The 12,588-nt window shown below is 69.2% G+C and carries 11 protein-coding genes and 1 pseudogene; 7 read left to right on the forward strand and 5 right to left on the reverse strand.

Annotated features, from left to right (window positions below):
• Nucleotides 1-191 precede the first annotated feature (191 nt).
• Together argS and LH128_RS13870 are read left to right on the forward strand one after the other, a co-directional pair.
• Nucleotides 192-1,940, forward strand: coding sequence for an arginine--tRNA ligase (argS, locus tag LH128_RS13865; RefSeq protein ID WP_008830273.1), 1,749 nt, complete (start codon nt 192-194; stop codon nt 1,938-1,940).
• Between the two features lie 3 nt (nt 1,941-1,943).
• Nucleotides 1,944-2,735: an SPOR domain-containing protein gene (locus tag LH128_RS13870; RefSeq protein ID WP_008830274.1), complete on the forward strand. Its 792-nt coding sequence runs from the start codon at nt 1,944-1,946 to the stop codon at nt 2,733-2,735.
• A 127-nt stretch (nt 2,736-2,862) separates the two neighbouring features.
• Here LH128_RS13870 and LH128_RS13875 read toward each other — a convergent pair whose 3' ends face one another.
• The 3 genes from LH128_RS13875 to hemC all read right to left on the reverse strand — a co-directional run bounded on the left by LH128_RS13875 (nt 2,863) and on the right by hemC (nt 5,552).
• The gene (locus LH128_RS13875; protein WP_008830275.1) at nt 2,863-3,765 is read right to left on the reverse strand and encodes a hypothetical protein; all 903 of its coding nucleotides are present in this window, start codon (nt 3,763-3,765) and stop codon (nt 2,863-2,865) included.
• Nucleotides 3,765-4,475 (reverse strand): uroporphyrinogen-III synthase, encoded by a 711-nt coding sequence (locus LH128_RS13880; RefSeq protein ID WP_008830276.1) that lies wholly within the window; start codon nt 4,473-4,475, stop codon nt 3,765-3,767. The genes LH128_RS13875 and LH128_RS13880 overlap by 1 nt, the downstream gene beginning before the upstream one ends.
• 126 nt (nt 4,476-4,601) lie before the next feature.
• On the reverse strand, nt 4,602-5,552 hold the full coding sequence (hemC, locus tag LH128_RS13885) for a hydroxymethylbilane synthase (protein ID WP_008830277.1): 951 nt from the start codon (nt 5,550-5,552) through the stop codon (nt 4,602-4,604).
• 44 nt (nt 5,553-5,596) lie between these two features.
• On the opposite strand from hemC, the gene tsaD reads away from it, so the two are divergent.
• The 5 genes from tsaD (at nt 5,597) to LH128_RS13910 (ending at nt 10,694) form a co-directional block, all read left to right on the forward strand.
• The gene (gene tsaD / locus LH128_RS13890; RefSeq protein ID WP_008830278.1) at nt 5,597-6,631 is read left to right on the forward strand and encodes a tRNA (adenosine(37)-N6)-threonylcarbamoyltransferase complex transferase subunit TsaD; all 1,035 of its coding nucleotides are present in this window, start codon (nt 5,597-5,599) and stop codon (nt 6,629-6,631) included.
• Nucleotides 6,628-7,626, forward strand: a complete 999-nt coding sequence (locus LH128_RS13895) for an NAD(P)H-dependent glycerol-3-phosphate dehydrogenase (RefSeq protein WP_008830279.1) — start codon at nt 6,628-6,630, stop codon at nt 7,624-7,626. Before tsaD ends, LH128_RS13895 begins: the two co-directional genes overlap by 4 nt.
• Complete coding sequence (locus LH128_RS13900) at nt 7,623-9,176, forward strand: lipopolysaccharide biosynthesis protein (protein WP_008830280.1); 1,554 nt, start codon at nt 7,623-7,625, stop codon at nt 9,174-9,176. The genes LH128_RS13895 and LH128_RS13900 overlap by 4 nt, the downstream gene beginning before the upstream one ends.
• Before the next feature lie 31 nt (nt 9,177-9,207).
• Nucleotides 9,208-9,930 carry an OmpA family protein gene (locus LH128_RS13905; RefSeq protein ID WP_008830281.1) on the forward strand — a complete coding sequence of 241 codons (723 nt, stop codon included), beginning with the start codon at nt 9,208-9,210 and terminating at the stop codon, nt 9,928-9,930.
• A 140-nt stretch (nt 9,931-10,070) separates the two neighbouring features.
• A complete protein-coding gene (locus tag LH128_RS13910) occupies nt 10,071-10,694 on the forward strand; it encodes a hypothetical protein (protein WP_008830282.1) in 624 nt (207 codons plus the stop codon).
• Between the two features lie 91 nt (nt 10,695-10,785).
• On the opposite strand, the gene LH128_RS13915 is transcribed toward LH128_RS13910, so the two are convergent.
• On the reverse strand, nt 10,786-11,775 hold the full coding sequence (locus tag LH128_RS13915) for a helix-turn-helix transcriptional regulator (protein WP_008830283.1): 990 nt from the start codon (nt 11,773-11,775) through the stop codon (nt 10,786-10,788).
• A gap of 416 nt (nt 11,776-12,191) precedes the next feature.
• A pseudogene (locus LH128_RS13920) lies at nt 12,192-12,588 on the reverse strand (LLM class flavin-dependent oxidoreductase); the annotation flags it as partial.

The following is a 12,588-nucleotide window of genomic DNA, read 5'->3' on the forward strand; positions in this document are numbered from 1 at the left end:
ACACCGCAAGGTGACACATCCCGCTCACAAGGTGACACATTCGCCGCAAAATGTGTCACCTTACCCCCGCAAGGTGACACTTTCCGGCCCAAGGTGACACCTTTCCCCTCTGGACCGTGTCAACGGTGTAAACCTGTCACCTTGCAGCGCCCTGTTTCCCTTCTTCCATACTTGGGCTATCCGCGCGCGTCATGAGCACTACGCAGACCCTTTACGCCGCCTTCGCAGGCCACCTTTCCGCCGCGCTCGATGCGCTGGAAGCAGCGGGCACGCTGCCGGGCGGCCTCAAGCGAGGCGCGATCACGGTCGAGCCGCCGCGCGATCCCTCCCACGGCGACCTCTCGACCAACGCCGCGATGGTGCTGGCCAAGCCCGCCGGCCTGAAGCCGCGCGACCTGGCCGAGGCGCTGGTGGCGGAACTGTCGAAGCTCGATTCGGTGACGTCTGCCGAGATCGCAGGGCCGGGCTTCATCAACCTGCGCCTCTCTTCCGCCACGTGGCTGGCCGAACTGCGCGCGATCGCCGATCTCGGCGCGGATTACGGCCGCTCGACGATGGGCGGCGGGACGACGGTGAACGTCGAATACGTCTCGGCCAACCCCACCGGGCCGATGCACATGGGCCACTGCCGCGGCGCGGTCGTCGGCGATGCGCTGGCGACGCTGCTGGAGTTCGCGGGCCACAAGGTCACCAAGGAATACTACGTCAACGATGCCGGCGGGCAGGTGCAGGTGCTCGCCCGCTCGGCGCACGTGCGCTACCGCGAGGCGCTCGGGCACGACGTCGGCGCGATCCCCGAGGGGCTCTATCCGGGCGAATACCTGGTGCCGGTAGGCCAGCAGCTCGCCGCCGAGTTCGGCGAGACGTACGCCGCCGCGCCCGAATCGGAATGGCTCGCGCTGTTCCAGAAGAAGGCCGTCGCCGCGATGCTGGTGATGATCAAGGACGACCTCGCGCTCCTCGGCATCCACCATGACCTGTTCTCGTCGGAGGCGGAACTGCAGGCCAGCGGCAAGCCCGACGAGGCCGAAGCCTGGCTGCGCGCCAAGGGCCTCGTCTACGACGGCGTGCTCGAAGCGCCCAAGGGCAAGACGCTGGAGGACTGGGAAGCGGTCGAACTGCCGCTGTTCAAGTCCACCGCGTTCGGCGACGATCAGGACCGCCCTATCAAGAAGTCGGACGGCACCTGGACGTACTTCGGCGCCGACCTCGCCTATCACTTCCAGAAGGCCCAGAGCGCCGACGCCCTCGTCGATATCTGGGGTGCGGACCATGCGGGCACCGTCAAGCGCATCAAGGCCGCCGTCGCCGCCATGACCGGCGCGGATGGCGAGCCGACCCCGTTCGAGATCAAGCTGGTCCAGATGGTCCAGTTGCTGCGCGACGGCGAGCCGGTGAAGATGTCCAAGCGTTCGGGCAACTTCGTCACGCTGGCCGAAGTCGTGACCGAAGTGGGCAAGGACGTGGTGCGCTTCACCATGCTGACCCGCAAGCCCGAGGCGCAGATGGACTTCGACTTCGCCAAGGTCGTCGAAGCCAGCAAGGACAACCCCGTCTTCTACGTTCAGTACGCCAATGCCCGCGTCCACTCGACGCTGCGCAAGGGGCTGGCCGAGGGCGGCTTCACCCCCTCGGGCGAGCACGTCGAACTGCTGGGCGACGAGGAACTGGAACTGGTCAAGCTGGCCGCGCAGTTCCCCCGCATCGTCGAGGCGGCCGCTGCCGCCCGCGAGCCGCACCGCATCGCCTTCTACCTCGGCGACGTCGCAGCAGCGTTCCATGGCTACTGGAACCTCGGCAACGACAGGGTGGAAAAGCGGTTTGTTAACGCGCAGGATGCGAACCTCACGGGCGCGCGGCTTTTCCTCGCGTCCCAGATCGGGCAGCTTGTCCGCAATGGTCTCGCGCTGCTGGGCGTCGAGGCGGTGGAGGAAATGTGATCCATGGCAGGCGCTGACGACGGCTATTTCCCGAAACCGGAGAAGAAGAACCCGGTGTTCGGCTCGGGCAAGCAGGGCAGCCCCTACTTCGAGGAGGACGGCGATGCGTCCGCCTCGGCCGCGTTCGGCGCCACCGCGCAGCAGTTGCAGCTGGAGGAGGACGTGCGCCTCCCCTGGCTGGAAGGCGACGACGAGGGTTATGAGGAAGAGCGCTCCGGCATCGGGCAGGGTGTGCTGCTGGGCGCGCTCGGCCTCGTCGCGCTGGTGGTCATCGGCGGCGGCGTGATCTGGGCGATCAAGAGCCGTCCCGAGCAGCCGCTGGTCGCAGACGGCGGCGTGATCGCCGCGCCCAAGGCCCCTTACAAGGTCAAGCCCGACAACCCCGGTGGCGAAGTCGTCGAGGGCACCGGCGACACCAGCTTCGCGGTGGCCGAGGGCCAGTCGCGCCCCGTCCAGATCGACAAGAGCGACGATACGCCCGCGCCGGGCTTCCGCACGACTGCCGAGCCTGCCGAAGCCAAGCCGACCGACAAGGCTTCCGTGGCCGCTCCGGTGGTCAGCGGTGTCGGTGTGCAGGTCGGCGCCTATGCCTCTAAGGAGGCGGCGGAGGCCGGGTGGAACACGCTCAAGACGCAGTACGAACCGCTCGGCAGCATGAGTCACCGCGTGGTTCAGGGCAAGGCGGACATCGGCACCGTCTACCGCCTACAGGCCGTCCCCGGCGACGGCGCGGCGGCGCGGGCCTTGTGCTCGGGCATGAAGGCCGCAGGGATGAGCTGTCAGGTCAAGAACTGAATATCCGTCGTCCCGGACTTGATCCGGGACCGCTGGCCGGGACCAACCCACCTTGCGGCGCGCGCAGCGAGTTCGCGCCTAAAGACCGCCACCGGTCCCGGATCAAGTCCGGGACGACGGATGGTTTTTACGCCCCCTCCGAAGCCTCCGGTGCGGGTTCTTCCGCAGGCGCGGTCGGCGCGAGCGGGCTGGGCTGGTCGACCGAATGCCCGGTCGAATCCTGCAGCCGGTTGGGCTCCAGCATTGCCGTCGTTTCCAGCAGGTCGAGCGCCTTCTGCGCGGCTTCGTAGCGGCGCGCATCGGCGATCCAGTTATCGGCCGCTTCGGCGCCGGGAAGCCGCTCGACCTCGCCGATGGCCGAATCGATGCGCTTGGCGGTGAGCATCAGGCGGGCGCGTTCGATGCGGGCGGTCGGGTTCGCCAGCGCGGCCGAATCGCGGCGTACCACGAAGAGCGAGGTGATCTCCTGCCGCGTCCGCTCCCACAGGCTGCGGTTGGCGGTGCTGACCGTCAGTTCCGGCGACAGCGCTTCCAGCCGGGCGCTCAGCGCGTCGATGGTGACCGGGTTGGCGGCGAAGTCCACCAGCGTCTGCACCGCGCGCGGCTGGGCGTTCATGAAGCGCAGGCGCAATTGGTCGGCAAGGTAGCCGAGCGGCTCGCCGCGATCGACCATGCGGCGGGCGGCGAAGGCGATCAGCAGGCCCTCGGCGCGCCCGGCGTTGCCGGCGGCGGCGCTGGTCTGAAGGTCGATGCGCGACATGCGATCCTCGATCATCGCAAGGCGCCCCTCGACGGTGGCGATCTGCGACATCTGGGCGGCGGGCGGCGCAGGCCTGGGGCCGGGTTCGGGTGCCGCCGTCAGCGTCGCGGTGTTCGCGGCGTCGAGCAGGGTCGGCAGGTAGCCGCGCGTCGCCAGCCAGGCGACGAGCCCGGCGCCGATCACGAAGGCGATGAGCGCGACGAACAGCGTCATGCCCGCCGAGCGGCGCTGCGGAGGAACGCCGGGAGGGGCGGAAGGGATGTCCTGCATCAAGTCCTTGTCGTCGCGGTTGCTGTCCGTGGGCCGGTGTCTTGGCACATCTGCTGCGCCAAGGCCAGCAATGCGGCGTCGTCAGGCCGGGCGGCGCTGCGCACTTGCGCCCAGCCTTCCCCGGCGCGCGCGGCGACCCTCGGGCCGATCGCGGCGAGGCGAATTCGCCCGCGCGGGATTCTCGCATCGTTGCAGACTTGTGCGAACCGCAGGGCCGCCTCTCCGGAGTGGAGCAGGGCGAGGGCGGGGCTGGCCAATGCCGCGATGAGCGCGGGCGAAGCGGGGAGGGCCTCGCTGGCGTAGACCTCGCGCGTGACGATCGCGATGTCGCCCGGCACGTCGAGGGCAGTGCGTTCCCGCCCGGCGAGGCGTAGCAGGCGGCGGTGTCCGGGCTGGAGTACGCCGAGCAGGTTCTGCAGACCGCCGTGGCCGGTGGCGGCGACCTCCATGCCCGCCTCTCGCGCGGCCTGAGCCGTGGTTTCGCCGACGCAGTAGGCGGGCAGGCCGCGATAGGCCGCCAGCTGAGGCCCACCATGGCGCAGCGCATTGGCGCTGCCGAGCAGGAGCGCGTCGATGGCGTCGCGCGCGACCGGCTCCCATGCGAGGGGGCGCACTGCGAACAGCGGGAAGGCCAGTGCCTCCAGCCCGCGTTCACGCGCTGCTGCCAGCGTCGAGGAGGCGCCGGGCTCGGGGCGCAGGATCAGGATCATCGCATCCGTCGTCCCGGACTTGATCCGGGACCGCTAGCCGGGACCGGCCCACCTTGCGGCGCACGCGGCGAGGATGCGCCTAAAGACTGCCAGCGGTCCCGGATCAAGTCCGGAACGATGAAGGGTTCACGCCCCGGCAAAATGCACCGTGATGGTAGAAACCGCGCGGGCGAGCAGGTCTGCCGCCAGCCGCCCCGGACCTTCCGCGTCGTCAGCGGGAAAGCGGGCCTCGCCGGTGACGTGCTCGGCGCCATCGGGGCTGTAGAGCGCGGCGCGCATGACGAGATGGCCGCCCTCGTTGCGGGTCAGCACCGCGATCGGGCTGTGGCAATTGCCGCCGAGGCCCGCCAGCAGCGCCCGTTCAGCGAGCACTTGCGCGCGGCTGGGCGCGTCGTCCACGGCAGCGAGGAAGGCGCGGGTGCGTTCGTCGTCGGCGCGGCACTCGATCATGATCGCGGCCTGCGCGGGCGCGGGCAGCCAGTCCTCGGCGGCGAGCGGGTGGCCGGTCCCCGTTTCGCCGAGCCGCACGAGGCCCGCCCGCGCCAGGAACGTCGCGTCGGCCTCCCCCGCCGCCAGCTTGGCGAGGCGGGTGGCGACGTTGCCGCGGAAGGTCACCACCTTGCAGTCCGGCCGGGCGTGGAGGAGCTGCGCGGCGCGGCGCGGCGCGCTGGTGCCGACGACGGCGCCGGGCGGCAACGCGGCGATGCTTTCCGCGCCCACCAGCACATCGCGCACGTCTTCACGCGGGAGGATGGCGCCGATCGTGAAGGCCTCAGGGCGGATCGTCTCGACGTCCTTGGCCGAGTGGACCGCGAAGTCGATCTCGCCGCTCGCCAGCCAGGCGTCGAGTTCCTTGGTCCACAGCGCCTTGCCGCCGATTTCGGCGAGTGCACGGTCCTGGATGCGATCGCCGCTGGCGGTGACGGCCACGATCTCTATATGCGCCGGATCGATTCCGTGCGCCTGGGCGAGCCGGTCTCGCGCCTCATGGGCCTGCGCCATCGCCAGCGGCGAACGGCGTGTGCCCAATTTGTAACGCTCAGGGCGGAAGGTCTGGTCTTGTTTATCGTTGGTCATCGGCGGCTTGTGCTACCGGGCATTGTCGTTCAGGGGAAGGCCGGATGAGCATAGTTCTCGGCATTGAATCCTCGTGCGACGAGACGGCGGCGGCGCTGGTCACCGACGGCAGGGTGATCCTCGCCCAGCGCATCGCCTCGCAGGACGAAGAGCACCGCCCCTTCGGCGGCGTCGTGCCGGAGATCGCCGCGCGCGCCCATGCCGAGCGGCTTGCCCCGCTGATCGAGGCGACGCTGGCCGATGCCGGGATGACGCTCGATCAGGTTGACGCGATCGCCGCGACCGCCGGGCCGGGGCTGATCGGCGGGGTCATGGTCGGCCTCGTCACCGCCAAGGCGCTGGCGATGGCCACCGACAAGCCGCTGATCGCGGTCAACCATCTCGAAGGGCATGCCCTGTCGCCGCGCCTCGCCGATGCCAGCCTAGCCTATCCCTACCTGCTGCTGCTCGTCTCGGGTGGGCACTGCCAGATTCTGCTGGTCGAGGACGTGGGCCAGTTCCGCCGCCTTGGCACAACCATCGACGACGCGCTGGGCGAGGCTTTCGACAAGTCCGCCAAAGTGCTCGGCCTCGGCTATCCTGGCGGCCCGGCGCTGGAGCGGCTGGCGCTTCAGGGCGATGCGAAGAAAGTGCCGCTGCCGCGCCCGCTCAAGGGTTCGGCCGAGCCGCACTTCTCCTTCGCCGGGCTCAAGAGCGCGGTGCTGCGGGCGAAGCAGTCGGGCGAGTATACCGATGCCGACATCGCCGCCTCGTTCCAGCAGGCCGCGATCGACTGCCTGATCGACCGTACCCGCCGGGCGCTCGCCAAGTGCGGGCCGGTGAACGCGCTCGTAGTCGCGGGCGGCGTCGCGGCGAACAAGGCGATCCGCGGCGCGCTGGAAGCGCTGGCGGCAAGCCATTCGCTGCCTTTCATCGCACCGCCGCTTAGCCTGTGTACGGACAATGCGGCGATGATCGCCTGGGCCGGTGTGGAGCGGTTCGAACGCGGGCAGTCCGACCCGCTCGACGTGGCGGCGCGCCCGCGCTGGCCGCTCGATCCGGAGGCCGAGGCGGTACGCGGTGCGGGAGTGAAGGCATGAGCGCGAAGATCGGTGTTATCGGCGCAGGCGCATGGGGCACGGCGCTGGCGCAGGCATTCGCCAGCGACGGCAGCGACGTCCTGCTCTGGGCGCGCGAGACCGAATTGGTCGAGGAGATCAACCGCGACCGCCGCAACGGCCTCTACCTGCCGAGCGCCGCGCTGGCGTGCACCATCCGCGCCACCAGCGACCTGGGCGAATTCGCCGCACTTCCGGCGCTGCTGGTGGTCGTGCCCGCTCAGTTCCTCGCCTCCGTGATCGCGGGCCTGCCTGCAGGCGACCGGGATCTCGTGCTTTGCGCCAAGGGTATCGAGGCCGGAACCGGCCGCCTGATGGCCGACGTCGCCGCGAGCGCCTGCGCGCCCGAGCGGCTGGCGGTGCTCTCCGGCCCCACGTTTGCGCATGAAGTCGCCGCCGGGCTGCCGACCGCCGTGACGCTCGCCTGCGGTGGCGGGCGTGCGCAGTGGGACCGGCTGGCGCCGCTGCTCGCCCGCCCGGCGCTGCGGCCTTATTATTCCGATGACGTCGTCGGCGCCGAGATCGGCGGTGCGGTCAAGAACGTGCTCGCCATCGCCTGCGGTGTGGTCGAGGGGCTGAACCTCGGCCAGAACGCACGCGCGGCGCTGATCGCGCGCGGTTATGCCGAAATGCTGCGCTTCGGGCTGGCCAGGGGCGCCCGCGCGGAGACGCTGTCGGGCCTGTGCGGCCTCGGCGATCTGGTGCTGACCTGCTCCTCCACCTCCAGCCGCAACTTCTCGCTCGGTCTCGCGCTGGGCAAGGGGCTGACCGCCGCCGAGGCGCTGTCGGGCAAGAACAGCGTCGCTGAAGGCGCGGCGACCGCACCGGTGCTCGCCGACCTCGCCCGCCGTGACGGCATCCAGATGCCCATCGTCGAGGCGGTCGAGCGGCTGCTGAAGGGCGAGGCTCCGGCGAGCGCGGTCGTGAGCGATCTCCTGTCGCGCCCGCTGCGCGACGAGCAGGAGCCTGCTTCTTGAGTACGCCCTACGGCGATCCCGCCCACGCACCGCAAGGCGACAAGGAGCGCGACGACATCGCCGCTCTCGCCAAGGGCGGGCGCACCAACCTGTTCGGATTCTTCCTGCGGCTCGCCGCGCGCATCCCGTTCCTGTTCATCGCCGGGCGCGCCGCGTCCTACGGACCGGCCGCGCTGGGCCGCTTCGCCTCGGCGCTGGTGCTGATCGAACTGACCTCGATGCTCTGCACGATGGGCGAGAAGCGCGGGCTGGCGCAGCGGCTGTCGGAGACCGAGGGGCAGGTGCGGCCCGCCAACGTGATCGCCGACGGCTCGATCCTCGCGATCATCGCCAGTTGCACCGCCGCCCTGCTGTTCTGGTTCGTGCCGGGCGTGCTGTTCCCGGGTGGCCATTACACGCAGATCGACCGCTTGATGGTGATCGCGCTGCCGCCTTTCACGATGACCGAGATCTGGCTGGCCGCGCTCGCCTATCGTCTGCGGGTGACGCCGACGGTATGGTCGCGTGCGATCGTGGAGCCTTGGACGATCTCGATCATGGCGGGCGCGATGATCTGGCTGGCGCCCGAGAGCGGGCTGTCCATCGCCTATATCGCCTCGATCTATGCCGCTGCGATCACCGCGTTCATCCCGTTCTTCCGCGAATACGGCCTGCCGCGCGGGTGGAAGCCACGGCCGGGCGCGATGCGCAAGCTGGCCTTGCGCTCGCTGCCGATCGCGCTGGCCGACGCCATCGAGTGGGGCACCCGGCGCGTCGACATCTTCCTGCTCGGCTTCCTTGCCCCGGCCTCGGCGGTCGGTGTCTATTACGCCGCGCAGCAGGTCGCGAGCCTGCCGCAGAAGCTCAAGACCAGCTTCGAGCCGGTGCTCGGCCCGGTGATCACCCGCAACCTGAAGGAAAAGGACTATGCCGCGATCGCCCGGCAGGTCTGTCAGGTAGGGTTCTGGATCACCGCCTCGCAAGCCGGGATCGCACTGGCGCTGGGCATTCCCGGCAACGGCGTGATGGGCCTCGTCGGACGCGAGTTCGTCGGCGGCACCGGGGCGCTGGCCTTCCTGCTCGCCGCCGAGGTGGTCGCCGCCACCGCCGTGGTGAGCGAGGCGGCGCTGATCTACGTCGCGCGGCTGCGCAACTTGTGGGTCTCGATCGGGACCATCGCGCTGCAGGCGGCGCTGACGCTCTTCGGCATCCTGCTGATGCAGCGGCTCGGCTTCAATCCGCTGTTCCAGGCCGCCGCTGCCGCCTGCGCGCTGATGCTGGCGCTGGGGCTGTCCTCGATCGTCAAGTCGGTGATGCTGGCGCGCATCCTCAAGGAGCCGATCAACAACTGGCGCTGGGCGCTGGTCTGGGCGGCTTTGCCGGCCGTCGTCATCGGTTTCCTCGCGGTGCGCTTCCTGCCCGAGTGGGCGGCGCTGGCCTTCGGGATCCCGGCGATCCTGGGTTCCTACTTCCTCGTCATCTGGAAGAAGGCGTTCGGGCCTGAGGACCGGCGGCTGTTCCAGAAGGCGAAGAAGGTCGAAACTCCGCTTGGCGAGCAACTGCCCGGCTGACAGCCCGGCTTCGGTTCTCTAGGTTGCCTACATGAATCCCCGCCGCGCATCGCTGATCGTCGCCGGAGCCGCGCTGTGCCTGGTCATGTCCTTCGCCGTCACCCGGGCGCGGGGGCTTGCGTTCATCGGCGACCTCGACCGGCAGGCTTCGGCCGCGCGCGATGCTGTGGGCGGGAAGGGCGTGACGCTGAATTTCCGCGACCGCTACGGCTGGCTGACCCGCCACCCGGTGCTCTCCGGCGGCCGGGATCTTTCGCCCGAGACCCGCAAGAGCGTCGCCGCCGCCATTGCCGCGGTGCCGGGTATCGCCGGGGTCAGTTGGGCGCGGGGCGGCGACGAGCGCAGCGTCTCGGCCCATTGCCAGGACGACGTCGAGCGCATCCTCGAAACCCGCACCATCCGTTTCGGCGAGGCCAGCACGCGCCTCGAACCGTCGAGCGAGCGGCTGCTGGGCGAAGTGGCGCGCTCGCTGCGGCCTTGCGTGGGCAGCATTATCGCGGTGACCGGGCATACCGACGCCTCGGGCAACCAGAAGGTCAATGTCGCGCTCTCGCAGGCGCGGGCGGAGGCGGTGCGTTCGGCGCTGATCGCGCGCGGCATCCCGGCGACGAACCTGCGTGCGGCAGGCCTCGGCTCGGCGCGGCCGGTGGAAGGGCTGGACCCGCTCGACCCGGCCAATCGGCGCATCGAGTTCTCGGTGCTCTACACCGCGCCGGTCAAGCCGACGCCGATCGATACGCCGGGGCCTGAATGATGGACTTGAGGGACTAGGAAAGGACGCTGCCTTGCCGCTATGGCTGGAAATGGCCGTCTCGGTGCTGCTGTCCTACGGGATCGGTTTCGGCATCGGCGCCGCAATATGGAATCGCAGGAAGGTGAACTGACGTGCTGGAAATGGTTCAGGCGAACTGGCTGGTCTTCATCGTCGCGCTGCTCGTGGGCATCGTGGTGGCCTACTGGGTCTTCATCCACGGCTCGAAGCCGGCGCGGCGCGAGCATCGCCCCGACGTGCTCGACGAGGGCGCGGCGCCCGCGCAGCGCAACCAGGCGCTGATAGACGATGCGCCGCCCGCCTCGCAGTACCACATCGACCCGCCCGCGATGGCTGGGACGATGGCGGGCATCGGCGAAGTCATCGCCGTCGCCGCGCAGGAAGAGGCCGATGAAGCGCGCCACAACGATGAGGCGCACGAGCCCCCGCAGACCATCGCCGCCGAGCCCGATCCGACGCCCGCTCCTCCGGCCCCGCCGGTCGTGGAGACGGCCGAGGGCGAAGTCGCGGCGGACGACCTGCGCAAGATCAAGGGCCTCGGCCCCAAGATGCTGACATTGCTCCATGCGCTGGGCGTAACGAGCTACGCCCAGATCGCGGCATGGAGCGATGCCGACCTCGACGACCTCGACACCAAGCTCGGGGCCTTCGCGGGCCGCCCGCGCCGCGACAGCTGGGTGGAGCAGGCGCGGTTGTTGTCGAGCGGCGATACCGGCGCTTACGAGGCACAGTTCGGGAAGCTGTAAAACCTCGTCATTGCGAGCGCAGCGAAGCAATCCAGGACGCTCAAGACTGCCCTGGATTGCTTCGCTGCGCTCGCAATGACGGAACGGGGGACTAACGACTCCCCATCTCGATCACCGCGCGGGCGATCGAGACGAGTTCGGCCTCGCGATTGACGCTGGCCTTCTGGAAGATCGTGCGGAGCTGACTCGACACCGTCTGTACGCTGACGCTGCGCATCCGGGCGATCTCCTGCCGCGAATGACCCTGCGCCAGCAGGGCGACGATCTCGCCCTCGGCCCGCGTCAGATCGAGCGCGGCGGAGAGGCGGGTGCCCTGATCGCTGGTGAGGCCCAGCGGGGCCTTGAGCGTGACGATCACACTGGGCGCGAAGCCGAAGTTCCAGTCCTGCCGGGGCAGGGGGCAGACCTCGACCAGCAGCGGCCCGCGCACCGACTGCATCCACAGCTCCGAAGGCATCGCCTGCCGGTTGGCGAGGGCCACGCCGATCCGCATCTGCAGCACGCGGTCGAGGTCCGGCCGCACCGCCCGCAATGCCCCGCCGCGCACCTGCAGCGTGTCGGGCGCGAGCAGCCTCTCCGCCGCTCCCGTCACCGAGCGCACCCGGCCGACGACGTCGAGCAGGATTGCGGCCGTACGCAGTGCGTCGAGCGAACCCAGCAGCAGTTCGGCGCCCTGATGCTCGATGGCGCTTTGCAGGCGGATTGCGGCCATCACGTGCGGTGCGGCGCCGCTCAGCGCCGCGCGTTGCGCCTCGGTTGTACGTCCATCGCTGGCACCGTGAAGGGCGGCGAGGCCGAAGAAGGCGGACGGTCCGCTGTCGAGCACGATCTGGGCGCCGTGTTCGGCATCGAGACGCCGCACGTGCTCCATGTAGGCTTCGTTGGTGGAGACGGCCCGCACTTCGTCGTAATGCTTTTCCCAGACGATTTCATAAGGCGCGCGCGAGGCCGCGACGCGGTAGTTCACCTCCGGCCTATGGCCCTCGATGGCCTCGAATTCTGCGGTGTAACCTTCCCAGGTATCGGTGACGCGGTTGAAGAACGTGTGGTGTTCGCCGATCGCGACCAGTTGCGCGCGCATCGATCCGGTCGCACTGGCCAGAGCCTTCAGCGCGCCTTCCCAGCCAGATTCTTCAAACGGGGCGCGCGCGAAGAGCGCCCCCAGTTCCTCGATTCGTATGGTCCTGCCCCCCGACTGCGACCGGAGGGCAATGTGAACCCGGCGTCAACTTTACGCAAGCCTATGTAAAACGGGGCGGATCGAGGGGGCATACCACGATCATGGTATGCGCCGAATCACCATTTCGGGCATCTGCGTAGATGCGACCCGAAGGATCGGTAATTCCAATGCGATCCTTTACCAAACTACCCGGGGCCTGCTTGCAGGCCCCGGGCTTTCTTTGTGGGGGTGGCGGCACTTTGACGTGATTCGCGGGAACCCGGAAACCCACCTTGCGATATGGCGTGTCAGGTGGCCGTCAAACGGATTTTCGCGCTTCAACCGGATATATGCGCGCGGCTCTTCATCAACGGCTGGATGCGGGTGCCGAAGTTCTCCACCCCTTCCACAAAGTCGTCGAAGGTCAGCAGGACGCCGCCGGTTCCGGGCACTTGCGCCATCTCATCCAGCATTCGCGCCACCGTCTCGTAGCTGCCGACGAGGGTGCCCATGTTGATGTTCACCGCTCCCTCCGGCGCGGCCAACTGGCGCACGTTCGTGTCGGTGTTGACAGTGTCCTTGGCGCCCTGGTCTGCTAGCCACGAAATCGCGTCGATGTCGACGCCTTCGTTGTAGAGCTGCCACTTCGCCTGCGCTTCCTCGTCAGTCTCGGCGGCGATGACCATGACGAGGACGAAGACCTGCACGTCGCGCCCGGTTTCGGCGGGGGGGTTT

The organism is Sphingomonas sp. LH128 (genome assembly GCF_000293195.2).
Classification (GTDB): Bacteria; Pseudomonadota; Alphaproteobacteria; order Sphingomonadales; family Sphingomonadaceae; genus Novosphingobium; species Novosphingobium resinovorum_A.